22 protein-coding genes and 3 pseudogenes are annotated in these 23,120 nt (G+C 71.8%); 16 read left to right on the top strand and 9 right to left on the bottom strand.

The window, feature by feature from the left end; genetic code table 11:
- Positions 1 to 8 precede the first annotated feature (8 nt).
- The gene (locus ABZX30_RS24545) at positions 9 to 347 is read right to left on the bottom strand and encodes a YnfA family protein (RefSeq protein ID WP_355936905.1); all 339 of its coding nucleotides are present in this window, start codon (positions 345 to 347) and stop codon (positions 9 to 11) included.
- 115 nt (positions 348 to 462) lie between these two features.
- Between ABZX30_RS24545 and ABZX30_RS24540 the strand changes: the two genes are divergently transcribed.
- From ABZX30_RS24540 to ABZX30_RS24515, 6 genes are all read left to right on the top strand, one after another.
- Positions 463 to 966, top strand: a complete 504-nt coding sequence (locus ABZX30_RS24540) for a hypothetical protein (RefSeq protein ID WP_355936902.1) — start codon at positions 463 to 465, stop codon at positions 964 to 966.
- A gap of 103 nt (positions 967 to 1,069) precedes the next feature.
- Positions 1,070 to 1,516, top strand: a complete 447-nt coding sequence (locus ABZX30_RS24535) for a MarR family winged helix-turn-helix transcriptional regulator (protein WP_355936980.1) — start codon at positions 1,070 to 1,072, stop codon at positions 1,514 to 1,516.
- Positions 1,517 to 1,726: 210 nt separating this feature from the next.
- On the top strand, positions 1,727 to 2,818 hold the full coding sequence (locus tag ABZX30_RS24530) for an LLM class flavin-dependent oxidoreductase (protein WP_355936899.1): 1,092 nt from the start codon (positions 1,727 to 1,729) through the stop codon (positions 2,816 to 2,818).
- Complete coding sequence (locus ABZX30_RS24525) at positions 2,815 to 3,435, top strand: CE1759 family FMN reductase (RefSeq protein ID WP_355936896.1); 621 nt, start codon at positions 2,815 to 2,817, stop codon at positions 3,433 to 3,435. The genes ABZX30_RS24530 and ABZX30_RS24525 overlap by 4 nt, the downstream gene beginning before the upstream one ends.
- A gap of 148 nt (positions 3,436 to 3,583) precedes the next feature.
- On the top strand, positions 3,584 to 4,333 hold the full coding sequence (locus ABZX30_RS24520) for a response regulator transcription factor (RefSeq protein ID WP_355936894.1): 750 nt from the start codon (positions 3,584 to 3,586) through the stop codon (positions 4,331 to 4,333).
- Complete coding sequence (locus tag ABZX30_RS24515; protein WP_355936892.1) at positions 4,334 to 5,773, top strand: HAMP domain-containing sensor histidine kinase; 1,440 nt, start codon at positions 4,334 to 4,336, stop codon at positions 5,771 to 5,773.
- 237 nt (positions 5,774 to 6,010) lie between these two features.
- Here the strand turns inward: ABZX30_RS24515 and ABZX30_RS24510 are convergent, their stop codons facing one another.
- From ABZX30_RS24510 to ABZX30_RS24495, 4 genes are all read right to left on the bottom strand, one after another.
- Positions 6,011 to 7,810, bottom strand: a complete 1,800-nt coding sequence (locus tag ABZX30_RS24510) for a phosphatidylglycerol lysyltransferase domain-containing protein (protein WP_355936889.1) — start codon at positions 7,808 to 7,810, stop codon at positions 6,011 to 6,013.
- Between the two features lie 218 nt (positions 7,811 to 8,028).
- Positions 8,029 to 8,319 (bottom strand): hypothetical protein, encoded by a 291-nt coding sequence (locus tag ABZX30_RS24505; protein ID WP_355936887.1) that lies wholly within the window; start codon positions 8,317 to 8,319, stop codon positions 8,029 to 8,031.
- 131 nt (positions 8,320 to 8,450) lie between these two features.
- On the bottom strand, positions 8,451 to 9,923 hold the full coding sequence (locus tag ABZX30_RS24500) for an APC family permease (protein WP_355936884.1): 1,473 nt from the start codon (positions 9,921 to 9,923) through the stop codon (positions 8,451 to 8,453).
- A gap of 44 nt (positions 9,924 to 9,967) precedes the next feature.
- Positions 9,968 to 10,666: a GntR family transcriptional regulator gene (locus tag ABZX30_RS24495; RefSeq protein WP_355936882.1), complete on the bottom strand. Its 699-nt coding sequence runs from the start codon at positions 10,664 to 10,666 to the stop codon at positions 9,968 to 9,970.
- Between the two features lie 153 nt (positions 10,667 to 10,819).
- Between ABZX30_RS24495 and ABZX30_RS24490 the strand changes: the two genes are divergently transcribed.
- On the top strand, positions 10,820 to 12,310 hold the full coding sequence (locus tag ABZX30_RS24490) for an amino acid permease (RefSeq protein WP_355936879.1): 1,491 nt from the start codon (positions 10,820 to 10,822) through the stop codon (positions 12,308 to 12,310).
- Positions 12,311 to 12,446: 136 nt separating this feature from the next.
- On the opposite strand, the gene ABZX30_RS24485 is transcribed toward ABZX30_RS24490, so the two are convergent.
- Positions 12,447 to 14,828 (bottom strand): excinuclease ABC subunit UvrA, encoded by a 2,382-nt coding sequence (locus ABZX30_RS24485; RefSeq protein WP_355936876.1) that lies wholly within the window; start codon positions 14,826 to 14,828, stop codon positions 12,447 to 12,449.
- Between the two features lie 238 nt (positions 14,829 to 15,066).
- On the opposite strand from ABZX30_RS24485, the gene ABZX30_RS24480 reads away from it, so the two are divergent.
- Both ABZX30_RS24480 and ABZX30_RS24475 read left to right on the top strand, forming a co-directional pair.
- Positions 15,067 to 15,732: a hypothetical protein gene (locus ABZX30_RS24480; RefSeq protein ID WP_355936874.1), complete on the top strand. Its 666-nt coding sequence runs from the start codon at positions 15,067 to 15,069 to the stop codon at positions 15,730 to 15,732.
- A gap of 252 nt (positions 15,733 to 15,984) precedes the next feature.
- Positions 15,985 to 16,560: a sigma-70 family RNA polymerase sigma factor gene (locus tag ABZX30_RS24475; RefSeq protein WP_355936977.1), complete on the top strand. Its 576-nt coding sequence runs from the start codon at positions 15,985 to 15,987 to the stop codon at positions 16,558 to 16,560.
- Positions 16,561 to 16,599: 39 nt separating this feature from the next.
- On the opposite strand, the gene ABZX30_RS24470 is transcribed toward ABZX30_RS24475, so the two are convergent.
- Positions 16,600 to 17,298 carry an SDR family NAD(P)-dependent oxidoreductase gene (locus tag ABZX30_RS24470; RefSeq protein WP_355936873.1) on the bottom strand — a complete coding sequence of 233 codons (699 nt, stop codon included), beginning with the start codon at positions 17,296 to 17,298 and terminating at the stop codon, positions 16,600 to 16,602.
- Between the two features lie 105 nt (positions 17,299 to 17,403).
- Here ABZX30_RS24470 and ABZX30_RS24465 point away from each other — a divergent pair, with 105 nt between their 5' ends.
- From ABZX30_RS24465 to ABZX30_RS24450, 4 genes and pseudogenes are all read left to right on the top strand, one after another.
- Positions 17,404 to 18,279, top strand: a complete 876-nt coding sequence (locus ABZX30_RS24465) for a helix-turn-helix transcriptional regulator (protein WP_355936870.1) — start codon at positions 17,404 to 17,406, stop codon at positions 18,277 to 18,279.
- 101 nt (positions 18,280 to 18,380) lie between these two features.
- Positions 18,381 to 19,150 (top strand): annotated as a pseudogene (locus ABZX30_RS24460) (SdrD B-like domain-containing protein); the annotation flags it as partial.
- A gap of 78 nt (positions 19,151 to 19,228) precedes the next feature.
- Positions 19,229 to 19,697, top strand: a pseudogene (locus tag ABZX30_RS24455) (Dyp-type peroxidase domain-containing protein); the annotation flags it as partial.
- Positions 19,694 to 20,041, top strand: a pseudogene (locus ABZX30_RS24450) (YdcF family protein); the annotation flags it as partial. The pseudogenes ABZX30_RS24455 and ABZX30_RS24450, both read left to right, overlap by 4 nt.
- A 7-nt stretch (positions 20,042 to 20,048) precedes the next feature.
- Here the strand turns inward: ABZX30_RS24450 and ABZX30_RS24445 are convergent.
- Together ABZX30_RS24445 and ABZX30_RS24440 are read right to left on the bottom strand one after the other, a co-directional pair.
- Positions 20,049 to 20,579: a GNAT family N-acetyltransferase gene (locus tag ABZX30_RS24445; protein WP_355936868.1), complete on the bottom strand. Its 531-nt coding sequence runs from the start codon at positions 20,577 to 20,579 to the stop codon at positions 20,049 to 20,051.
- On the bottom strand, positions 20,564 to 21,817 hold the full coding sequence (locus ABZX30_RS24440; RefSeq protein ID WP_355936866.1) for a helix-turn-helix transcriptional regulator: 1,254 nt from the start codon (positions 21,815 to 21,817) through the stop codon (positions 20,564 to 20,566). The genes ABZX30_RS24445 and ABZX30_RS24440 overlap by 16 nt, the downstream gene beginning before the upstream one ends.
- Positions 21,818 to 22,066: 249 nt before the next feature.
- Here ABZX30_RS24440 and ABZX30_RS24435 point away from each other — a divergent pair, with 249 nt between their 5' ends.
- The 3 genes from ABZX30_RS24435 to ABZX30_RS24425 all read left to right on the top strand — a co-directional run.
- Complete coding sequence (locus ABZX30_RS24435) at positions 22,067 to 22,483, top strand: ATP-binding protein (protein ID WP_355936974.1); 417 nt, start codon at positions 22,067 to 22,069, stop codon at positions 22,481 to 22,483.
- A gap of 23 nt (positions 22,484 to 22,506) precedes the next feature.
- Positions 22,507 to 22,842, top strand: coding sequence for a hypothetical protein (locus ABZX30_RS24430; RefSeq protein ID WP_355936863.1), 336 nt, complete (start codon positions 22,507 to 22,509; stop codon positions 22,840 to 22,842).
- A gap of 49 nt (positions 22,843 to 22,891) precedes the next feature.
- Positions 22,892 to 23,120, top strand: a 229-nt coding sequence (locus ABZX30_RS24425) for a transposase (RefSeq protein WP_355936861.1), incomplete at its 3' end; no start/stop codon positions are given.

Raw genomic sequence — 23,120 nt, 5'->3', positions numbered from 1 at the left:
TCAGGGGCCTAGCCCCCGCTGCGGGGCGCCCACATGAGGACGGCCATTCCGGCCAGGCAGACGACCGCGCCGGTGACGTCCCAGCGGTCGGGGCGGTAGCCGTCGGCGATCACGCCCCACAGCAGGGAACCGGCGATGAAGATCCCGCCGTAGGCGGCGAGGACGCGGCCGAAGTGGGCGTCGGGCTGGAAGGTGGCGACGAATCCGTAGGCGCCGAGTGCGATCACGCCGCCGGCCGCCCAGAGCCATCCCCGGTGCTCGCGCACGCCCTGCCAGACGAGCCAGGCGCCGCCGATCTCGAAGAGGGCGGCGACGACGAAGAGGGCGGCGGAGCGGAGGACGAGCATGGCGGCAGCTTCGCACGGGCGCGTCACCTGATGGAGGGCGCCTGCGGTCCGCTCCCCGTGGCATACATCCTGTAGATGCGTACATGTCCGGTACGTGCAGGTGAGGAGTGGTGTCATGCGAGGGCTGCGGGGTCTGCGAGGGTCACGAGGTCGTCAGGGCCTGCGGAGCCTGGCCGTGTCCGGGCTGGCCGGGCTGTCCGCGCTCGCGGGCGCCGGGGCCGCCTGGGCCGGTGATCCCTCGGCCGGCCTGGCGTATCACGGTTCCGCGATGCTGGCCGGCGGCCAGGTGGACGTGTGGCTGACCCCGCGCAACGACGGACCGGCCGCCGTCCCGGACGCGAGCGTACGGCTGCGCTGGTCGGCGGCGCTCGCGGACGTGCAGCAGCTCCCGGCGGGGTGCGCGCGCACGGAGGAGCGGGCGGTGGTGTGCCGTACCGGGGCGCTGGCCGCGCACGGGCTGGGTGAGCAGATCGCCCTCTCGGTGCGGCTGGAGGGGCGGCCGCCGGAGGTGACGATGGAGGTGGAGACGGCGTGGACCGGTGGCGCCGCCGAGCCCGGCAAGACGCACGAGGCGGAGCGGGTGCTGGTGCTGGCCACGGGGGACCCGTACGCGTTCTGAGCGGGGGCGGGCCGGCGAGTCCGCTGTGCCGGACGCTCTCCGCGCGACGCGGACGGAAGGGGCGGTCAGGTCCGGGGACGCTGCGGGGGACGGCCGGTCGGGTCTGCTGGCGGAGCTGTCCACGGTCTCCCGCCGGTACCTGGCGTCGTACGCCCTGTTCCACCAGGCCGTCGCCGACCGTCTCGGCCTGCACCCCACCGACCTGCAGTGCCTGAATCCGCTCACGCTTCAGGAGGCGCCGGTCACCGCCGGCCGTGTCGCGGAGCCGACCGGGCTGACCACGGGGCCGGCGACACGGCTGGTGGACCGGCAGAGGGCGGGGTACGTCGTCCGGGAGCGGGACGCGGTGGACCGGCGGCGGGTGCTGGTGGCGACCGTGCCGGAGAAGGCCGCCGAGTTGGGGCGGATGTGGGACCGCCTCGGCGGCACCCGGGGGACGCTCTTCGACGACCTGGACGACGCCGAACCGGCGCTCGTCGTCCGGCACATGAGGCGGACGGTGGAGCTGAGCGGGGAGCGGATCGCCCGGCTCCGGGAGGGCCGGGTCTGACCCGGGGGACTGCTCGGGGCCGGGCGAGGCCCCACGGGGGCGGTCGGGGGGCGGGGTGGGTGCGTCGATGCCGTGCCGCGGGCCCGGCCCACGTCGGTGGGCGGGCACGGGGTGCGGGCGACGGCTGACGGGGTGGGCGGAATATACGGCCGAGGGGACTCGTTCGGAGGGATATAGTTTAACGGTCAACAACTTGGAGGTTGAGCGACCATGCAGTTCGGGATCTTCAGCGTCGGTGATGTCACACCGGACCCGACCACGGGCCGTACGCCGACCGAGCGCGAGCGCATCAAGGCCATGGTCGCCATCGCGCTGAAGGCCGAGGAGGTCGGCCTGGACGTCTTCGCGACCGGTGAGCACCACAACCCGCCGTTCGTGCCCTCGTCCCCGACCACGATGCTCGGCTACATAGCGGCGCGTACGGAGAAGCTGATCCTCTCCACCTCCACGACCCTCATCACCACCAACGACCCGGTGAAGATCGCCGAGGACTTCGCGATGCTCCAGCACCTGGCCGACGGCCGGATGGACCTGATGATGGGCCGCGGCAACACCGGCCCGGTCTACCCCTGGTTCGGCAAGGACATCCGGGAGGGCATCAACCTCGCCGTCGAGAACTACGCCCTGCTGCGCCGGCTGTGGCGCGAGGACGTCGTCGACTGGGAGGGCAAGTTCCGCACGCCGCTGCAGGGCTTCACGTCCACACCGCGGCCGATGGACGACGTGCCGCCGTTCGTCTGGCACGGCTCCATCCGCTCCCCGGAGATCGCCGAGCAGGCCGCGTACTACGGCGACGGCTTCTTCCACAACAACATCTTCTGGCCGGCCGACCACACCAAGCGGATGGTCGAGTTCTACCGGAAGCGGTTCGCGCACTACGGCCACGGCACGCCCGAGCAGGCGATCGTCGGCCTCGGCGGCCAGGTGTTCATGCGGAAGAACTCGCAGGACGCGGTGCGCGAGTTCCGCCCGTACTTCGACAACGCCCCCGTGTACGGGCACGGCCCTTCGCTGGAGGACTTCACCGAGCAGACGCCCCTGACGGTCGGCTCCCCGCAGCAGGTGATCGAGAAGACGCTGTCCTTCCGCGAGTACGCCGGTGACTACCAGCGTCAGCTGTTCCTGATGGACCACGCCGGCCTGCCCCTGAAGACCGTGCTGGAACAGCTCGACATGCTCGGCGAAGAGGTCGTGCCGGTGCTGCGCAAGGAATTCGCCGCCGGCCGCCCGGCCGGCGTGCCGGAGGCCCCCACCCACCAGTCCCTGCTCGCCGCCGCTTCCCAGGAGGTGACCGTCGCATGAAGCTCGTCGTCGTCTCGGCGGGGCTGAGCGTCCCGTCCTCCACCCGGCTGCTGGCCGACCGGCTGGCGAAGACCACCGCCGAGCGGACCGCGGCGGAGGTACGGGTGATCGAACTGCGGGACCTCGCGGTGGAGATCGCGCACAACTTCACCAACGGGTTCCCCGGCCGGGCGCTGGCGGACGCGCTGGACGCGGTGGCCGCGGCCGACGGCGTGATCGTCGTCAGCCCGGTGTTCACCGCCTCCTACAGCGGGCTGTTCAAGTCCTTCTTCGACGTGCTCGACCAGGACGCGCTGGCCGGCAAGCCGGTGCTGATCGCGGCGACGGGCGGGACGGCCCGGCACTCGCTCGTCCTGGAGCACGCGCTGCGTCCGCTGTTCGCCTACCTGCGGGCCGTGGTCGTGCCGACCGCCGTCTACGCGGCCTCGGAGGACTGGGGCGCGCAGGGCCTGGCGGAACGGATCGAGCGGGCCGCCGGGGAGCTGGCCGCGCTGATGGCGGGGCTGTCGGGGACCCGGCCGGCCGAGGCCGAGGACGGGCCCCAGGACGGCGCCGAGGACGACGGCGGTCTCGCGGTGGTGCCGTTCGAGCAGCAGCTGGCGGCGCTGAGAGGGTGACCCGGAGTCCGCCGGAGCGGGAGCCCGGGGGCGGCAGCCCCCGGGCCGGGGCGCGGTTGCCCCGCGCACGGTGAGAGCCAGGTAAAAAGGGTGATCGTAGGCCCACTCGCCCCGGCCGAACCGCCGGAGGCCTTGGCAGACTGGGAAGGTGCCCCAGACTGTGCTGCTCGCCGAAGACGACCGTGCCATCCGCCATGCCCTGGAGCGTGCCCTGAGCCTGGAGGGCTACGAGGTCACGGCGGTCGCCGACGGCGTCGAGGCGCTCGCGCAGGCGCACCGGACCCCGCCGGACGTCCTCGTCCTGGACGTGATGATGCCGGGCATCGACGGCCTCCAGGTGTGCCGGGTGCTGCGCGCCGAGGGCGACCGGACGCCGATCCTGATGCTCACCGCGCTGGTGGAGACCGCCGACCGCATCGCGGGCCTGGACGCCGGCGCCGACGACTACGTGGTCAAGCCGTTCGACGTCGAGGAGGTCTTCGCCCGCCTGCGCGCCCTGCTCCGCCGTACCAGCCCGGTCACCGCGGGCACCGCGGGAGGCAGCGGCGGCAACGGCGGCACCCCCGAGGTGAGCAAGGCCGACCCGCAGGTCTCCGACCGGCAGACCGAGGCCGCCGGCCTGCGCATGGACCTCCAGGCCCGCCGCGCCTGGCGGGGCAGGCGGGAGCTGGAGCTGACCCGCACCGAGTTCGAGCTGCTGGAGCTGCTCGTCCGCAACGCGGGCATCGTCCTCGACCACTCCACCATCTACGACCGCATCTGGGGCTACGACTTCGGCCCCGGCTCCAAGAACCTCGCCGTCTACGTCGGCTATCTGCGCCGCAAGCTGGACGAGCCCGGCGCCCCGCAGCTGATCCACACCGTCCGGGGCGTGGGTTACGTGCTGCGGGAGGACTGAGTGGGCCGCCTCGGGCGGCTGCCGGCCCGGCGCCGGCCCAAGCTGGTGTCGCTGCGCACCACCTTCGCCGTGTCCTTCGCGGCCGTGACCGCCGCCGTCACGATCCTCGTCGGCATCCTCTCCTACAGCGCCGCCGCCCGGCTGGTCCGCGTCGACCAGCAGTCGGTGTTCACCGAGGTCGTGCAGGACGTGCAGGACGAGGTGCGGCAGCAGGACATGGCGCCGGACGACTTCTCCTCCTCGCGCCCCGGCCACGACGTCGTCCGGCCGGCCCGCACCGACGTCCAGGTGCTCGGCGCCGAGGGCCAGATCATCGACCACGGCAGCCCGGTGCTGCCCGTGACCGCCCGCGACCGGACCACCGCCGGTGCGGCGGCGGCCGGGAAGCTGGTCGAGCACAAGGACGTCCGGGTCGGCGAGGACCTCTTCCGCGTCGCGACCGTCGCGCTCGGCGACGGGCGGGGGGCGGTGCAGGTGGCGCAGGAGTTCAGCGATACCGAGGACCTGCTGCGGGCGTTGCAGCAGCGGACGCTCGCGCTGATGTCCGCGGTCGTGGTCGCCGCCGGCTTGTTCGGCTGGTGGCTGGCCCGCCGTATCACCCGCCGCCTGGTGATCCTCACCTCGGCCGCCGAGGACGTCGCCCGCACCCGGCAGCTGGGCATCGAGGTGCCCGTCGCCGGATACGACGAGGTGGGCCGCCTCGGCCGTGCCTTCGACCGCATGCTGGGCCGCCTCGCCCAGTCCGAGGAGGACCAGCGCCGCCTGGTGCAGGACGCGGGCCACGAACTGCGCACCCCGTTGACCTCGCTCCGTACGAACATCTCGCTCCTGCGCCGCATCGACGAACTCCCGCCGGCCACCCGTGAGGACCTCGTCGCCGACCTCACCCAGGAGGCCCGCGAGCTGACCGACCTGGTCAACGAGCTCGTCGATCTCGCCGCCGGACAGTCCGACACCGAGCCGCCGCAGCGGGTGGACGTCGCCGACATCGCCGAGGACGTGGTGGGCCTCGCCCGGCGCCGTACCGGCCGGGACATCGTGCTGCGGGCGAGCGGCGACACGACCACCGACGGCCGTCCCGGCATGCTCCAGCGCGCCATGTCGAACCTGGTCGAGAACGCCGCCAAGTTCGACCGCGACGGCAAGGCCCCCATCGAGGTCAGCATCGCCGGTCCCGCCCGGCCCGGGCCGGTCCGCGTCGAGGTCCTCGACCGCGGTCCGGGCGTCGTCGACGGCGACCTCATCCGCATCTTCGACCGTTTCTACCGCGCCGCCGACGCCCGTTCCCTGCCCGGCTCCGGTCTCGGTCTGTCCATCGTGCGGGAGGTGGCCATGGCACACGGCGGCTCCCCGTTCGCGTTCCGGCGCGAGGGCGGCGGCTCGGTGATCGGGTTCACTGTGGGCGGGGGCGTCACGGGCGGGACGCGCGACGGCACCTGACCGGCACCCGCGGTGGGCCGGCCGGACGGGGCCCGGTGGGAGCGCGGGCCCTGGGTTCGTCGGCCGGGGGCGGGGCGTGCGGGGGCCTGGCCTCACCGGATGCGCCCTCACCGTTTGGGGGCGTGCACGCGTGGGCTTCCTGGCCGGGCCGGGGCGGCCGTCCGTCCCCGGCGCGCGACCGGGGGCGCGGGACGGGGGACGGGGGACGGCCGTGTCCGGGCGTTCCTGGCGGCGGCTTCAGGACGGGTGCCTGCGGCGGCCCGGCAGGCCCGGCAGGGCCGGTGCCGTGAGGAATCCCTCGGCCCGCGCGCTGGCCAGGCCGATGCGCGGGATGTCGCTGCTCTTGGCGAAGAGCAGGAACCGCGGCTCCCACACCGGCCGGTACTTGGCGTTGGCGCGGTAGAGGGACTCGATCTGCCACCAGCGGGAGAAGAAGGTGAGGACCGACCGCCACAGGCGGAGCACCGGCCCGGCGCCGAGCCGGGAGCCACGTTCGAAGACCGACCGGAACATGGCGAAGTTCAGCGACACCCGGCGTACGCCCAGCTCCTCGGCGTGCAGCAGCAGCTCCACCACCATGTACTCCATCAGGCCGTTCTCGCAGTCGCGGTCGCGGCGCATCAGGTCGAGGGAGAGGCCGTGTCCGCCCCACGGCACGAAGCTCAGCAGGGCGCGCGGTTCGCCCTGGGCGTCGCGGCACTCGAGCATCACGCAGCGGCCGTCGGCGGGGTCACCGAGACGGCCGAGGGCCATGGAGAAGCCGCGTTCGGTGGCGCCGTCGCGCCAGTGGTCGGCGCGGTCGACGAGCAGGGCCATCTCGTCGTCGGGGATGTCCTCGTGACGGCGGATGCGGACGGTGTAACCGGCCCGGCGCACCCGGTTGTGGGCCTGGCGCACCACGCGCATCGCGCGGCCCTCGAGGGTGAAGTCGGCGAGGTCGACGATCGCCTCGTCGCCGAGTTCGAGGGCGTCCAGACCGTGCCGGGCGTAGACCGTGCCGGCCTCCTCGCTCGCCCCCATGACGGCGGGCGTCCAGGCGTGCCGGCGGGCTTCGGCGAGCCAGGCGTCGATGGCGCCGGGCCAGGCCTCGGGGTCGCCGATGGGATCGCCGGAGGCGAGGCTGACGCCGCCGACGACGCGGTAGGCGACGGCGGCCTTGCCGCTGGGGGAGAAGAGGACGGCCTTGTCGCGGCGCAGCGCGAAGTAGCCGAGGGAGTCGCGTTCGCCGTTCCGGTCGAGCAGGTCCCGTAGCCGCCGTTCGTCGTCCGGGCCGAGGAGGGCCTGGCCGCGCGGGGCGCGGAAGCAGGCGTACAGGACGAGGAGGAAGGTCGCGGCGACCAGGATGTTGATGATCACGTCGACCCAGCGGGGGGCGCTCACGGAGTCGACCCGGTCGGCGAGCGGGCCGACGCTGATGCCGCGCAGCAGGGTGTACGCGATCCGGTCCTGGAGCGTGGCGCCGGGCATCTTGTTCGTCGCGCCCACGAGCAGTGTGCCGAGGCCGGCGCTGACCAGCGTGCCGCCGATGCCGACGGCCAGGGCGAGCTTCGGGTTGGAGCGGTCGCCGATGGCGTCGAACTCCCGGCGGCCGATCAGCAGCGCGGCCACGAACAGGGCGGTGAGCACGGTGGAGAGCCAGTTGAACGGGTGCTGGCGGTAGGGGGCGCGGGTGAGCGCGAGGGCGTACAGGCCGAGGAGGGCGCCGGAGAGCAGCAGGTTGAAGGCCCAGGCGGCCCGCTTGCGGCGCCGCATCACCAGCGCGAGGAAGGCGGCCAGCGCGGCCGAGACCAGGCCGGCGGTGGCGAGGTACGGCGTGAAGTACTCGCCCGCGTTGTGCTCGTGCACCTCCTCGCGGAAGGGGAGGGAGACGACCGCGGCGATGTTCAGCGCGGTGAGCAGCCGCAGGTACCAGACGGTGGCAGCGGCCGCCCGTGCCCGCAGCCGCGGGCCGGGGAGCCCGGGCAGGGGGCGCGGTGGGCGCCGGGCGGGGAGCCGCGAGGAGGGTGTGGCCGACTGCTGTGCGGGCAGTGGGGGCATGGTGACCGGTCACCTAGAGACGGGGGACGGGGAACGGGTGGGCGGCCGGCCGCGCGGGTTCGTCACGCGGCCGCGCCACCACAGACCCTACAGTTTGTAGGGTAGCGCGGTGGGGTGCGCACCGTCCCGCGATCGCGGCACGCCGATCGGGGCGCGTGGGCACGCGGGGGTGTGCACGGCGTGCGGTGCGCCGGTCCGGACAGGGTGCCGGGCAGACCCTAGTCGGTCCCGTTCTCCGTACGGCGTCGGTCCGTCGTCAGCGTCCAGGCCAGATTGCCCACCGCGGCCCCGGCCGCCACCACGGCGGCGATCACCCCGGCCGTGGCCAGCCCGTCGCCGAACAGGTGCGGCCGCCGGTCCAGGCTGTGCAGCCCGAACCCGCACAGCTCGTACACCCCGGCGGCGGCGATCGTCAGGCTCACCACGAGCACGACGACCGTCGGCGCCAGCGCCCGCGCGGCCGGCGGCGCGCCCAGCCGTGGTGGGCCCGCTTCCCCTGTCTCCCGCATGGTCTCTCCCCCCGTCGGACTGTCGAACAGATGCCTGGCACTGACACGTGCGAGCCGGTGCCGTTGATCAGCGCCTGCCGGTCTCCGGCTCCACCCGGAGACGGTTGGGAACCTACAATACGTAGGGTCCCTCACTCCGCGTCGGCGACGACCGAACCGACCCTTTCGGCCAGGCTCGGGTCGCGGCGGACCAGGAGCGTGGCGTACCCGACGGCGGCCAGCAGGGCGGCGAGCGCCGCGACCGGGAACCAGTTGTACGGCGCGGGCTGGCCGGGCTTGGCGAGGTAGTAGAGCGGGACCAGGATGGCCAGGGTGCCGATCGCGGGCAGCACCAGGTGCCGTACCGTCCGGAACTCCTGCGGGCGGTAGCGGCGGTAGTACAGCGGCAGGGCGATGTTGGACGCCAGGTAGACCAGCAGGATCAGGATCGCGCCCAGGCTCGAGGACTCGGCGAAGAAGACCACGGGGTTCATCGGCCCGCCGTCCGCCCCGAGCACATGGCCCAGGCCCCAGCCGCCGATGATCAGCAGCGAGATGGCGGTGAAGGTGACGATCGCGTTGTTCGGCGTGCGGCGGGTGGGGTGCACATAGCCGAAGAAGGACGGCAGCAGCCCCTCGCGTCCGGCGTTGAACACCAGGCGGGCCTGCGAGTTGATGCCGGCGATCAGCACGCCGAGGGTGGAGGTCAGGCCGCCGAGGTAGGCGACGAACGCCAGCCCGCCGAGCGTGTCGTGGGCGACGTCGATGAAGGGGATTCGGGCCTCGCCGAGCCTGGCCATGTCGTAGCCGAAGCCGGTCACCGTGGCGTAGGAGAACAGGACGTAGCTCACCGTCATGATCGCGACGGAGGAGAACACGGCGCGGCCGACGTTGCGCCGTGGGTTCTCCGTCTCCTCGGCCAGCGCCGCGGAGTTCTCCCAGCCGATGAACAGGTACACCGCCAGCGGGAAGCCCGCGGCCAGTCCCTTCAGTCCGTGACTGATGTGGCCGGGCAGGAACGGGGCGGCGGACAGGTGGCCGCGGTGTTCGACGAGCGCCGCGACCGAGACCACGACCAGCACCAGCATCTCCACGCCGAAGAAGTAGCCGGCCCACTTGGTGGAGACCACCACGCCGCGCAGCATCAGCACCACCGACAGCCCGGTCAGCAGCAGCGTCCAGATGATCCACGGCAGGTCGACGCCGGTGTAGTAGTGCAGGGTGATCTGCACGAACCCGCCCGAGATCGCGATGACCGAGGCCATCGCGATGATGTAGCCGAGCCCGGCCAGCAGGGCCGTGGTCACCGCGCTGACCGGCCCGAAGGTCTTGCCGACGAACGTGGTGAAGCTGCCCGCGGAGGGGTGCGCCCGGGAGAACTCGGCGAGTGTGTTGCCCAGGAGTGCGACGGCGATGCCCGCGGTCACGATGGTCAGCGGCGACGCGATCCCCGCGGTGGCGGCGAGGAAGGCGAAGCCGAAGAAGAAGCTCATGGCCGGGCCGACGTTGGCCATGGTGGCGGCGGCGATGTCCGCCATGCCGAGGACGCCGCCGCGCAGGCGCTGGGGCGTGCCGCCGGCGGGGCCCGGCGTCGACGACGGGCCCAGGGCTCCGAGGTCAGGCATGGCGGCGGCTCCTTCTGCGGTGGGGCGGTGCGGTCACTGCGGCGTCAGTCCGGGCGGGCGTGCCGGTGGGCCTTGACGGCGCGCACGGCCGGGCCGAGGGCGCCGCGGCCGAGTTCGGCGAGCAGATCGGCGTGGCAGCGGTTGCGGGCCCGTACCACCTCGGGGGGCGGGGCGGGCAGCAGCAAGCACTGCCGGCCGAGCAGGTCGGCGGCGAACTCGCGGATCCCGGTGCCGCCGAGCGCCTCGGCGAGGTCGAGGTGGAAGCGGGTCTCCAGTTCGACCAGCCGTGCCGGGTCGGAGTCCCGGTCCATGGCGTCGACCAGCGAGCGCAGCCCGTCGAGGTCGGCGGCCGGGACCTCGCCGGCCCCGTGGGCGACCAGGCCGCACTCGAGCAGCTGGTGGAAGCCGTCCAGCGCGGCCGCCTCGGCGGGGTCGTGCAGCAGGGCGACCACGGCGTCCCAGTCCGGCGCGACGAAGGTTCCGCCCGCGCGGCCCCGCCGGCGGTCGAGCAGGCCGTCCTGGCACATCGCCTCCAGTGCGCGACGCACGGTGATCTCACTGATCCCCAGTTCCTCGGCGAGGACGCCGACGTCCGGCAGCCGGTCTCCCGGGGAGACGGCCTTCAGGCGCACCCGCAGGGCGATCCGGGACCGGACCAGCTCCGTTCCCGTGGGCCCCCTGCCGGGCAGGAGGCGGGTGTCCGCGCCGCCGTAGGGTCCGAACTTGCCCGCTGCATTCGCCACGGCGTCACCCTAACCGTCCTGCCGAGCGGGGATGCGTGAAAAATAGAGCACACTGAACACTTAAACAAGGCGGACAGCTCTTGTTTTTTTAGATCGTACTGAACTAATTTCCGGACGCATGTCCTCGTCCCCCCTCCCTCCTTGGATGTCGAGATGACCGCGCGTCCCCCGCTCCCCGCCACAGACTCGCCCGCCACCGCCGAGAGCACCCCGGCGGACCCCGGCTCCGGCCCCGGCTCAGGCCCCGGCTCCGGCCCCGGCTCAGGCCTTCAGGCCGGACTGAAGAACCGCCACCTGTCGATGATCGCGATCGGCGGTGTCATCGGCGCCGGCCTGTTCGTCGGCTCCGGATCCGGCATCGCCGCCGCGGGCCCCGGCATCCTCGTCTCCTACGCCCTCGTCGGCGCCCTCGTCGTCCTCGTCATGCGCATGCTGGGCGAGATGGCCGCGGCCAACCCCACCTCCGGCTCGTTCTCCGCCTACGCCGACCGCGCGCTCGGCCGCTGGGCCGGGTTCACCATCGGCTGGCTCTACTGGTTCTTCTGGGTCGTCGTGCTCGCCGTCGAGGCGACCGCCGGCGCGAAGATCCTGGCCGGCTGGGTCCCGGCCGTCCCGCAGTGGGGCTGGGCCCTGATCGTCATGCTCGTCCTCACCGCCAGCAACCTGGCCTCGGTCAGCTCCTACGGCGAGTTCGAGTTCTGGTTCGCCGGCATCAAGGTCGTCGCCATCGCCGCGTTCATCGTGCTCGGCGCCCTCGCGATCTTCGGCCTGCTGCCCGGCTCGGACCACCCGGCGTCCGGCTTCTCCCACCTCACCGCGGACGGCGGGTTCCTGCCGCACGGGCCGGGGGCCATCCTCACCGGCGTCCTGATGGTGGTCTTCTCCTTCATGGGCAGCGAGATCGTCACCCTGGCCGCCGGCGAGTCCGCGGACCCGCGCGGCGCGGTCACCAAGGCCACCAACAGCGTGATCTGGCGGATCGCGGTCTTCTACCTGGGCTCGATCCTCATCGTGGTGTCGCTGCTGCGCTGGGACGACCCGGCGATCCTCAAGGACGGCTCGTACGTCGCCGCCCTCAGCTCCATCGGCATCCCGCACGCCGCCCAGATCATGAACGCCATCGTGCTGACCTCCGTGCTGTCCTGCCTCAACTCGGGCCTGTACACCGCCTCCCGCATGGCGTTCTCCCTCGGCGGCCGCAGCGACGCGCCGGCCTCCTTCGGCCGCACCACGAACCGGGGCGTCCCCCGTACCGCCATCCTCGCCTCGGTGGTCTTCGGCTTCGTCGCCGTCGCCTTCAACTACCTGTGGCCGGACACCGTCTTCCAGTTCCTGCTGAACTCCTCCGGCGCCATCGCCCTCTTCGTCTGGCTGGTCATCTGCTTCTCGCAGCTGCGCATGCGCAAGATCATCCAGCGGGAGGCGCCCGAGAAGCTGGTCGTCAGGATGTGGCTGTACCCCTACCTGACCTGGGCCACCATCGCCCTGATCACCTTCGTGCTCGGCTACATGCTCACCGACACCGCCGAGGGCGGCGGCCGCGACCAGGTGGTCCTGTCCACCCTCGTGGCCATCGGCGTGGTCGCCGTCGCCCTGGTCCGCGAACGGCTCGGCCGGACCCGCGACGCGGTCCCCTCCGCGTAGGGACCAGCACCCACCGGGCGGCGGCGCGGCCCTCCTGCCGCACCGCCGCCGCGTCGTCCCGGGGCCTTTGTGCGCGGGCCCGCGAGACCGGGCGGACTGCTGCGTCCCCCTCGTGCGCCTGACGGCCGGCGTCGGGTCAGGCGCCGACGTAGGCCGCCAGGTGTTCGCCGGTGAGGGTGGAGCGGGCGGCGACGAGGTCGGCGGGGGTGCCCTCGAAGACGATCCGGCCGCCGTCGTGGCCGGCGCCGGGGCCGAGGTCGATGATCCAGTCGGCGTGCGCCATGACCGCCTGGTGGTGCTCGATGACGATCACGGACTTGCCGGAGTCGACCAACCGGTCGAGCAGGCCGAGGAGTTGCTCGACATCGGCGAGGTGGAGACCGGTGGTCGGCTCGTCGAGGACGTAGACGCCGCCCTTCTCCGCCATGTGCGTGGCCAGCTTCAGGCGCTGCCGCTCACCGCCGGAGAGCGTGGTGAGCGGCTGGCCGAGGGTGAGATAGCCGAGCCCGACGTCCGCGAGGCGCTCGAGGACCTTGTGCGCGGCCGGGGTACGCGCCTCGCCCCCGGCGAAGAACTCCAGGGCTTCCGACACCGGCATCGCGAGCACCTCGGAGATGTCCCGGCCGCCGAGGCGGTAGTCGAGGACCGACGCGTCGAACCGCTTGCCCTCGCAGTCCTCGCAGGTGCTGGCGACCCCGGCCATCATCGCCAGGTCGGTGTAGATGACGCCGGCGCCGTTGCAGGTGGGGCACGCGCCTTCGGAGTTGGCGCTGAACAGCGCGGGCTTGACGCCGTTGGCCTTGGCGAACGCCTTGCGGATCGGCTCGAGCAGACCGGTGTACGTCGCCGGGTTGCTGCGCCGCGAACCCCGGATCGGGCTCTGGTCGACCGAGACCACCCCGAGCTCCCCGGGGACCGACCGGTGCACGAGCGAGCTCTTGCCGGACCCCGCGACACCGGTGATCACGGTGAGCACGCCGAGCGGGACGTCCACGTCCACGTCCCGGAGGTTGTTCGCCGAGGCACCGCGGATCTCCAGGACTCCGGTGGGCCCGCGCACCTCGTCCTTGAGCGAGGCACGGTCGTCGAGGTGGCGTCCGGTGACGGTGTCGCTGTCGCGCAGCTTCTCGACGGTGCCCTCGAAGCAGACGGTGCCGCCCGCCGTACCGGCACCGGGGCCGAGGTCCACGACATGGTCGGCGATCTCGATGACCTCCGGCTTGTGCTCCACGACGAGCACCGTGTTGCCCTTGTCCCGCAGCCGCAGCAGCAGGCCGTTCATCCGCTGGATGTCGTGCGGGTGCAGGCCCGCGGTCGGCTCGTCGAAGACGTACGTGACGTCGGTGAGCGACGAGCCGAGGTGGCGGATCATCTTGACGCGCTGCGCCTCACCGCCCGACAGCGTCCCCGCGGGCCGGTCCAGCGAGAGGTAGCCGAGGCCGATCTCCACGAACGAGTCGAGGCTCTGCTGCAGCGCGGTGAGCAGCGGCGCCACCGACGGCTCGTCGAGGGTGCGCACCCAGCCGGCCAGGTCCCTGATCTCCATCCGGCAGGCGTCCGCGATGGAGATCCCCTCGATCTTCGAGGAGCGGGCGTGCTCGGCGAGCCGGGTGCCGTCGCAGTCGGGGCAGGTGGCGAAGGTGACCGCACGTTCCACGAACGCCCGGATGTGCGGCTGCATCGCCTCCCTGTCCTTGGACAGCATCGACTTCTGGATGCGCGGGATCAGACCCTCGTAGGTCATGTTGATGCCCGCGATCTTCATCCGGGTCGGCTCGCGGTGCAGGAGGTCGTGCAGTTCCTTCTTCGTGAACGCGCGGATCGGCTTGTCCGGGTCGAAGAAGCCCGACTCCGCGTACAGCCGGGAGTTCCAGCCGCCGCCGGTGTAGCCGGGGATGGTGAAGGCGCCCTCGTTGATCGACTTGCCGTCGTCGTAGAGCTGGGTCAGGTCGAGATCGGAGACCGCGCCGCGGCCCTCGCAGCGCGGGCACATGCCGCCGACCTTGTTGAAGGTGACCTTCTCCGCCTTCTTGGCGCCGCGCTCCACCGTGATCGCCCCGGACGCCGAGACCGAGGGCACGTTGAAGGCGAACGCTCCGGGCGGACCGACGTAGGGCTTGCCGAGCCGGCTGAACAGGATCCGCAGCATCGCGTTGGCGTCGGTGGCGGTGCCTACCGTGGATCGGGGGTCGGCGCCCATCCGCTGCTGGTCGACGGTGATGGCGGTGGTCAGACCGTCGAGGACGTCGACCTCGGGCCGCGACAGGTTCGGCATGAAGCCCTGGACGAAGGCGCTGTACGTCTCGTTGATCAGCCGCTGCGACTCGGCGGCGATGGTGTCGAACACCAGCGAGCTCTTGCCCGAGCCGGAGACCCCGGTGAACACCGTCAGCCTGCGCTTCGGGATCTCGATGCTGACGTCCTTGAGGTTGTTCTCGCGCGCACCGTGCACGCGGATCAGATCGTGGCTGTCGGCGGCGTGCTGCGCGGGCGTTTGCGGGTCCGTCCTCGTGGCCATGCTCTTCGTGTCTCCGTCCAGCAGTCCAGCAGTACGTCGGGTTCCACTTCCGTGGCGGCCGTGTGCCGTGTGCCGTGTGTGCAGGGGCGACGGCCACGACAAGCACCCTAGAGGCGGCCGCGGGACCGGCGCTTCTCGATTCCTGCCGGAATTCACACGCTGTGGATTGAGTGGGATCACCTGTGGATGTACGTACCTGAGCGTGACGATCCATGTCCTGATGCGAGGATGAGGCGCCATGACGGCAGGGTGGGGTGCCCGCACGGTACGGGCCGCGGTGTTCGCGGCCGTCTGTGTGCTGCTCGCCGCCCTGGGGCACGTACTGATGTCCGGCGACCACGTGCCCGCGTGGGCACTGGCCGCCGGGGTGGCCGGGACCGGTGTCGTCGGCTGGTGCCTGGCGGGCCGGGAACGGGGTCTGCCCCTGATCGTGGCGGCCGTGGTCGCCGTCCAGACGGTGCTGCACGCGGCGTTCTCCCTCGCGCACGCCACGTACGCCACGCCGACCGGACCGGCCGCCATGGACATGGGCTCGATGCGGATGGACTCCATGGGCATGGAGCACATGGGGTACATGGCCACGAGCCGAGTGGGGGGCCTGGGGCAGTCGATGTCCGATGGCGGCGGTGTCGGTCCGTCGTCCGGAATGCTCGCCGCCCACCTGCTCGCCGCGCTCCTGGCCGGCTTGTGGCTGGCGTACGGGGAGAAGGCCGCGTTCCGCATCCTGCGGGCCGTCGCCGGACGGCTGGCGGCGCCGCTGCGGCTGCTGCTCGCCGTGCCCGTCACGCCGTGCCGCCCTCCCGCCCGCCCTCGGCGCCCCCGCTCGGACCGGGCGCCGGGTCTCCTCCTCCTCGTCCACGCGATCACCTCCCGGGGGCCACCGGTGGGGACGGCTGTCCTCTGACGACAGCTGGTTCCCCGGGGCTGCCCGTGCGCGCCCCGGGCCTCGGCCGTACGCCCGCGCAAGCGCCGTGACGTCTCCGTGCCACAGCGTCACAGCATCACAGCGTCACAGCACCTCCGTGCCTCCGCGTCGTAGGGCCGACCCCCATTCCCCGGACCGCCCGCGCCCGCCCTTGCGCTCGCGCGCCCCGGCCCGGATCACGGCTTCCGCGAAGGACACCAGGTGATCACCTCTGCCCTGCTCGACGCGCAGGTGTCGAACGACGACTCGAACGACGACTCGACCGACGACTCGACCGACGACTCGACAACCGCCTGGGCGCTCGCCGCCCGGGGCGGTGACCCGGACGCGGTCGAGCACTTCGTCCGCGCCCTCCACCGCGACGTGCGGCGTTACGTCGCCCACCTGTGCGGCGACCCCCAAGCCGTGGACGACCTCGCGCAGGACACCTTCCTGCGCGCGCTCGGCAGCCTCCACCACTTCGAGGGCCGTTCCTCGGCGCGCGCGTGGCTGCTGTCCATCGCCCGCCGCGCGGTCATCGACAGCTACCGGTACGCCGCCGCCCGGCCCCGCCTGTCCCCCGCACCGGACTGGCAGCTGGCCGTCGAACGGGCCCAGCCGCACGGCCTGCCCGGCTTCGACGACGGCATCGCCCTGCGGGACCTGCTGGCCGCCCTGCCCGACGAGCGCCGGGAGGCGTTCGTCCTCACCCAGCTGCTCGGCCTGCCCTACGCCGAGGCGGCCGAGATCAGCCACTGCCCGATCGGCACGGTCCGCTCCCGTGTGGCCCGCGCCCGGGAGACGCTGATGGACCTGCTGGACGCGTGATCCCCGCAGGCCGCCGGCGTCCGGTCCGGCCGGCCGGTTTCACGACCAGCCGATCTCGCCGTGGCGGGAGACGAAGCGCCCGGTGCCGGCGCCGGGCTCCTCGGTGGCGAGGGCGACGATCGCGTCCGTGCCCTCGGTGACGGTCTGCGGGCCGCTGTGGCCGTTGAGGTCGGTCGCGGTGTAGCCGGGGTCGGCGGCGTTGACGCGGATGCCCTCGAGCCCCTTGGCGTACTGCGTGGTCAACATCGTCAGCGCCGCCTTCGAGGAGGTGTACAGCGGCGCAACGACGTGCGACTCGGGCCGGGCGGGGTCGTGGGTGAGGGCGAGGGAGCCCATGCCGCTGCTGACGTTGATGATCACAGGGTCCTCCGAGCGGCGCAGCAACGGCAGGAACGCGGTGGTGGTGCGGACGACGCCGACGACGTTGACGTCGAGGACGGCCAGGGCGTCGGCGGCGGTGAGGGCGCAGGGATCGCCGACGGGGCCGTGAACACCGGCGTTGTTGATCAGGACGTCGATCCTGCCCTCGTGCCCGGCGACGTCCGCGGCCGCGGCGGCCACGGACGCGTCGTCGGTCACGTCGATGGTCACGTGGCGTGCGCCGAGCGCGGCGGCGGCCTCCTCGCCCCGCTCGGGGTCGCGGGCTCCGAGGAGCACGGTGTGGCCGCACGCGATCAGGCGGCGGGCGGTCTCGCGGCCGAGACCCTTGTTGGCTCCGGTGATCAAGGTGATCGTCATGCCTTCGATGCTGGTCCGCACGCAGGAGACGGACCAGGGACGCTTCAACGGTAGGAAGACCCGTACCACCTTCGCGGCCGCACCCACGACCCCGGGTGCAGGAGTATGGAGCCCGTGCCGACGACACCCGGAACCGGACTGGACGCGATGATCCGCACCTGGCGGGACCGGCTGCCCCCGTCGGCCGCCGGGCTGCCGGTGTCCCGGGGGCGCCGCGCGGCCGGACTGCGGCGCGAGGAACTGGCCGACCTGGCCGGGGTGTCGGTCGACTACATCGTGCGCCTGGAGCAGGGTCGGGCCACGACACCCTCGGCGTCGGTGGTGGCGTCCCTGGCACGCGCCCTGCAACTGTCCACCGCCGAGCGGGACCACCTGTACCGGCTGGCCCGGCTCGTGCCGCCGGCGGACGGCGCGATATCCGACCACATCCCGCCCGGCATGCAGCGGGTGCTCGCCCGGCTCGGGGACGTGGCGGTTGCCGTCTTCGCGGCGGACTGGCGGCTGGTGTGGTGGAACCGCGGGTGGGCCGCCCTGCTGGGCGACCCCTCCGCTGCACCGCCGCGGCTGCGCAACTTCGCCCGCGACAGGTTCCCGGTGGACGCCGGCCCCGCCCGCCTCGTGCAGTGGCCGGTGACCGAGGCGGACCGCGCCGCCACCGACGCCGCCGTCGTCTCCGACCTGCGCCGCGCCGCCGGCCGCTTCCCCCAGGACAGTCGCCTGGCCGCGCTGATCCGCGAACTGCATGCGGGCAACAGGAGGTTCGCCGACCTGTGGGCGACCGGAGGGGTGGCCGCGCACCGCGAGGATCACAAGACGATCCACCACCCGACGGTGGGCCCGGTCACGGTGGACTGCGACGTCCTGACCGACGGCGACTCCGAACTCAAGATCGTCATCATGACCGCCGTGCCCGGCAGCGAAGACGAGACCAAGCTCCGCCTCACCGCCGTCACCGGCCCACCGGACACCACGCGCGGCTGATCCACGGCGTCACGGCCTGCGGGCCGCCGCGCGGACGGCTCGCTGGAGGACGGTGTCGGGCGCCCTGCCGAATCTTTAGGTACTGCGCGACTTCTTCGGCACAGTGGGAAGGCACGGGAAGCTGCCCCAACCACGCCACCCCCGCCGACATCGGCGGCCAGCCCGCCGATGTCGTCGAATACTTCCCGGGCGACTTCTACGCCAACGCGCACCGGGAGACCGCGCTGGGATCGGTGGCCTACATCCCGCAGCAGCAGTGGGTCGTCAGCACGGAGTTCGACCCGGTCGTCAACGTCGCGACCTCGGGAACCGGTTACCACGACGTCGCGACCGGTGAGGGCTCGGGCAACAACCCGGCCGCCAACGGGTTCCAGTTCGTCAGCCGGGAACAAGGCGGGTTCGGCAAGGCCGGCGGGCTCGGTGACATCGCCTACGCGGCGGCGAACGCGCCGATCCAGATCGGCAACGTCGTGTGTTCGACGGCGACCACAACGGGATCCAGGACCCGGGGCACGTGCTGCTGCCGGGGGCGACGGTCAACCTGCTGGACGCGGACGGCAAACAGGTCGCCACGACCAGGACCAACGCCGCCGGCGAGTACTACTTCGGTGGTGTCGGCGCCGCGTACCAGCTCACGCCCGGCGCGACGTACACGGTGCAGTTCGACGTGTGCACCGCGGACACCAGCCAGGTGCCCGAGCAGCCCCCGGCGAGCGAGCTGAGATTCACGCTCCCGCGGGCCGGTGCCGACCGTGCGCACGACTCCCACGTGACCCCGCCGACCACCGGGCAGTTGTGCAACGGCTTCGCGCCCGTCACGGCACCGGACAGGCCGGGCGTCGTCGATCACACCATCGACGCCGGGGTCTACAGCCCAGCACGCCCAATTCCGCGCCAGAAACCGCAGGTTGCCCGGCACGCGCCATGCGCGTATGGCACTCTGCACCCCATGCGCCGAGCCGTTCACCGTCCGTCACGCCGCGCCTTCCTCGATGCCACCGGCGCCATGGTGGCCGTCGGTCTGACCGCCGGGTGCACACCGGACTCCGCCCGGCCGGCCCGCCCCTGCCGCGGCGGCCACGCCGACGCCGGTCGCGGCGACGGGCCGGCACCAGGCGGGCATCACGATCCCCCAGCCGGCCCAGGGCAACCTGCTGGCCGTGGTGGCCGACCTCGACGCCGACGTGGCTCCAGGCCCGTTACTGGCCGAACTCGGCCAGGCCATCCGCACCCTCGCCGCGGGGACCGACCCGCGACTGCTGGGCCTGCCGCCGGGCGACCTCACCGTGACCGTCGGCGTGGGCCCGCAGCTGGTGCGCACGGCCGGTGCCTCGCTTCCCGGCGCGGCCGACCTCCCCCGGTTCTCCCGCGAGCGGATCGCCCCACGGGCCCGCGGCGGAGACCTGCTGATACAGATAACATCACCTTCTCCCGCGAGTTGTTGGCCGAGGCCGGTGTGGAGGTCGAGTCGTTGCTGTTGATCTCCAAGCCGTATATGGAGCGCCGCTCGTACGCGACGTGCCGCAAGCTCTGGCCTGAGGCGGAGATCGTGTGTGCCTCCGAGCCGCTGGAGCTGGAGGACTACATCAAGTCCATCGGCGACGAGAAGCTCGTCGTCGACATGCTCGTCGGTGACTTGCAGCGGGTCATCGAGTACCCGAAGCTCGGCTTCGCCGTCGAGCAGAACGTACCGACAGATGTGTATGACGCATACGAGCGACTTGTGCATGCTCGTTTCGACAGCCGAATCGCCGCTCTCTGATGGCGATTCAGTCCCGAAGGTCTTGGACCATCACCGCGTACACGGGTGAGTCGGCGAACGGTTGCTGCTCGCCGACTTTGGCGTACCCCCACGACTCATAGAGTTCCTGCACCTTGGGGTGGGTGACGTCGACCAGGAGCACGGCGAGGTCCTCCGTACGTTCCTTGAGTAGCGCCTCGTGCAACCGCTCGGAGAGGCCCTGCTTGCGCCAGCTGGGGCGCACCATCACCTCGGACACGGCGTAGGTTGAGGTGTAGCCGTTGTTCGGTTCGTAGCCCGTGGAGCGCCACCACTCCCGGCCGGGGGCAAGCGGGGCGCCGTAGGCGAAGCCGGTGGGTTCCTCGTCGTCGTAGGCCACGACACAGGAGAAGCCCTCCATGCCGGTCCAGTGGTCGACGAACCAAGCGAAGCGCTGGTGGAAAGGGTCGTCCATCTGATCGGCGTAGGCGTCGGCGTGTACGTCGATGAGCATCTGCCGGAAGCTGTCGGGGAGGCTTCCGCGCTGGAAGTGACGTAGGTCGGTCACGCTCGACTCCATTCAGTTCGCATTCGGTCTGCCCAGTCTCGTGCGTAGGAGGTGGAGGGGGACAGGGCGAACAGGCCACGGTGGAAGTCGCCGATGAGTGTGCGCATACGGCCGGGCAGGGGATCGCCGCCCATGATCGTGAAGACGTCGGCGGCTGTCACCGCGGCCTGTTCGGCTTCGCACTGTTGCATTTGCGCGAGGGCGAGTTGGGCCGTCGCGAGCGCCCTGTTGCGCCGGAAGACCGTCGGGATCTTGGCAAGGGCCCGGTAAGCCATGGCTTCGGCGTGGGCGTAGTGTCCGCTGTTGTAGTGGACGATGGCGGCGAGGTGATCGAGTTCGGCCTGCCCGTAGAAGGCCGTCCAGCGCGGGCGCTCGCGGTCCGGAGTCTTAGTGAAGGCGTCCTGGGCTGATGCGAGGGAACGCACAGCGATGCGGCCATCACCAAGTGCCGCGTAGGCGAGGGCGGCGCGGACACGACCCAGGGAGTCGAAGAACGGGTCACGTCGAGCTGCCGGGGAGGCTTGTGCGGCCTGAGCTGCCGCGAGCGCTTCCGGCCAGTTCTGGCGCTGGTAGGCGAGCATGGACAGGTTGACCCACACCCGCATTTCGGTGGGGCCGTCCTGGGAGAGGCCGGCGTACGTCGCGGATTCGTTCAGGTGCCGTTGCGCTTGGTCGAGGTTGCGGGCGTCGATGCAGGACCAGGCCGCGATGGTGGAGTACTCGGCGGCCAGCGCATACAGGGCTCGGCGGACGCGTTCGCCGGCGTTGCGCTGCTGCAACTCCAGTACGTCTTCGCGGCCCTTAACCGCCGCCCTCTCCAACTCGGCGTGACCACCTTGGCGGTCGTCGGTTTCGACGAGGGCGTTCATCCCGGCGGCGGCCCGAGCCACATCTGACATGCCGACCGCGCGGCGCTGGGCGATCAGGGGAGCCGCGGCGGCTGCGGTCCCGGTGGCCGAGGTGATGAAGGTGCGACGCCGCACAGGGTCCTCCTGCGGGTGGTGCATGATGCGTGGTGCGCTGAACCCTAAGTCCTCAACGGGGCAGCCGAACACCCGCTCCAGCGCCGCGCATGTACGGCCGATGGGGCGGCGGGACGTTCCGTTGAGCAGGTTGCGGACGGTGCGGGCGGAGACGTCGCCGGGTCTGCCGGTGATCTCTGCCAACGCAGTGTTCATCCGACCAGCCAATTCGTCCTGGGTGAGCCCGAGTTCCTTCATCCGGCTCTTGAGGACGGCGTTCGCTGCCATGCCACCGACCGTAGACCGGCGGTTACCGACCGAACCAGACCCCAGGTCACGGGAACGCAAAGTCTTCCGGGTCGGGATGACCAGCGCAGGCATGACATTTCCTGTTCCTCACGGGCCACGAGCCGTTGACTCGGTATCAGCCCGTCGAGGTCCTGATTCCCCCTTCCTCGACGGCTTGGAGGAGAGCCCGCCTCGGCGCCACCCCGTCGCGGGGGCGGGCGTCCACCCCGGAGGGATGTTCCTGTGACCATGACCGCAGCCCGACCTACTGCGACCGGTGCTCCCGGCTACACCGAGACGCTGCCGTGCGAGCCGGAATCCGCTCGCCGGGCTCGCATGCTCGTCTCCGCCGCGCTGAGCACGTGGGGCATAGGCGAGCTGGCTGAGGTTGGGGTGCAGATCGTGGCCGAGCTGGTCAACAACGCCATCGACCACACCCGGTGCCGGAAGGTCCGTGTCCTGGTCACGCGCCCGACTGACGGTGTGGTGCGTATCGGCGTCGCCGACACTTGCAGGGAAGGACCCGAGCTGCGCAGCCCCGACGACGCTGCCGAGGAGGGGCGCGGCCTGATCCTTGTCGAGGCCCTCAGCTGGAGATGGGGATACGACCGTAAGCGCTGGGGCAAGGTCGTGTGGGCCGAGCTGGAAGCGCCGGCCAAGTGCTGAGACCTTGCGTGCTCTTACGGCTGATGCCCGCTGACGAGTTGCTGGACGATCCCAGCCCGGAAGCCTGCGTGGAAATCAACATCCTCGGCCCCATGTGCTCGACGGGTGGCTCCGAGACCGCGGCGTTCGCCGAGCCCTTGCGCATCACGCCTGCGGATCTCGTCCGGCTGCACATGGAGGCGGCCCTTGTGCTCGGGGACATCCGAACCGAGGCCACGCGGTCGGAGATCGAGTATCAGCGGCGGCTCGACCACTGGTTTGAGGATGGCCGGGTCGCGGTCGAGTCCAGGGAACCGGAGATAGCGCTTCTAACGCGCGTGCTTGAGGGACTCCGTCGGCAAGTTCTTGCGTCGGTCTGAGGTTCCCCTCGTAGCGTGGAGTCCGTGACAGCAGGGGATGTTGGTTGTCATGGCGGAGAAGCGTCGGAAGTTCACGGCGGAGTTTCGTGAGGGGGCGGTACGCATCGTGCCGGAGACCGGGAAGCCGGTCCCCGAGGACGCGGAGGACCTGGGGATCAACGAGACGACCCTGGCGAGCTGGGGCTCGCGGGCGAAGCGGGCGGAGAAGGCCACGCCTGAGGACCAGGACGCGCTGATCGCCCGGCTGACGGCGGAGAACGCGGCGTTGAAGAAGGAGA

The organism is Streptomyces sp. NPDC004542 (assembly GCF_040610035.1).
In the GTDB taxonomy this organism is placed as follows: Bacteria; Actinomycetota; Actinomycetes; order Streptomycetales; family Streptomycetaceae; genus Streptomyces.
This window is presented reverse-complemented; position numbering and strand designations above follow the sequence as displayed.

Excerpts from the sequence above, each read along its gene's own strand:
- ABZX30_RS24465 (WP_355936870.1), top strand. The coding sequence starts at position 17,404 with ATGGAGCCCGTGCCGACGACACCCGGAACCGGACTGGACGCGATGATC.
- ABZX30_RS24470 (WP_355936873.1), bottom strand. The coding sequence starts at position 17,298 with ATGACGATCACCTTGATCACCGGAGCCAACAAGGGTCTCGGCCGCGAG.
- ABZX30_RS24485 (WP_355936876.1), bottom strand. The coding sequence starts at position 14,828 with ATGGCCACGAGGACGGACCCGCAAACGCCCGCGCAGCACGCCGCCGAC.
- ABZX30_RS24435 (WP_355936974.1), top strand. The coding sequence starts at position 22,067 with ATGACCGCAGCCCGACCTACTGCGACCGGTGCTCCCGGCTACACCGAG.
- ABZX30_RS24540 (WP_355936902.1), top strand. The coding sequence starts at position 463 with ATGCGAGGGCTGCGGGGTCTGCGAGGGTCACGAGGTCGTCAGGGCCTG.
- ABZX30_RS24510 (WP_355936889.1), bottom strand. The coding sequence starts at position 7,810 with ATGCCCCCACTGCCCGCACAGCAGTCGGCCACACCCTCCTCGCGGCTC.
- ABZX30_RS24430 (WP_355936863.1), top strand. The coding sequence starts at position 22,507 with ATGCCCGCTGACGAGTTGCTGGACGATCCCAGCCCGGAAGCCTGCGTG.
- ABZX30_RS24530 (WP_355936899.1), top strand. The coding sequence starts at position 1,727 with ATGCAGTTCGGGATCTTCAGCGTCGGTGATGTCACACCGGACCCGACC.
- ABZX30_RS24490 (WP_355936879.1), top strand. The coding sequence starts at position 10,820 with ATGACCGCGCGTCCCCCGCTCCCCGCCACAGACTCGCCCGCCACCGCC.
- ABZX30_RS24525 (WP_355936896.1), top strand. The coding sequence starts at position 2,815 with ATGAAGCTCGTCGTCGTCTCGGCGGGGCTGAGCGTCCCGTCCTCCACC.
- ABZX30_RS24505 (WP_355936887.1), bottom strand. The coding sequence starts at position 8,319 with ATGCGGGAGACAGGGGAAGCGGGCCCACCACGGCTGGGCGCGCCGCCG.
- ABZX30_RS24545 (WP_355936905.1), bottom strand. The coding sequence starts at position 347 with ATGCTCGTCCTCCGCTCCGCCGCCCTCTTCGTCGTCGCCGCCCTCTTC.
- ABZX30_RS24445 (WP_355936868.1), bottom strand. The coding sequence starts at position 20,579 with ATGGAGTCGAGCGTGACCGACCTACGTCACTTCCAGCGCGGAAGCCTC.
- ABZX30_RS24500 (WP_355936884.1), bottom strand. The coding sequence starts at position 9,923 with ATGCCTGACCTCGGAGCCCTGGGCCCGTCGTCGACGCCGGGCCCCGCC.
- ABZX30_RS24440 (WP_355936866.1), bottom strand. The coding sequence starts at position 21,817 with ATGGCAGCGAACGCCGTCCTCAAGAGCCGGATGAAGGAACTCGGGCTC.
- ABZX30_RS24480 (WP_355936874.1), top strand. The coding sequence starts at position 15,067 with ATGACGGCAGGGTGGGGTGCCCGCACGGTACGGGCCGCGGTGTTCGCG.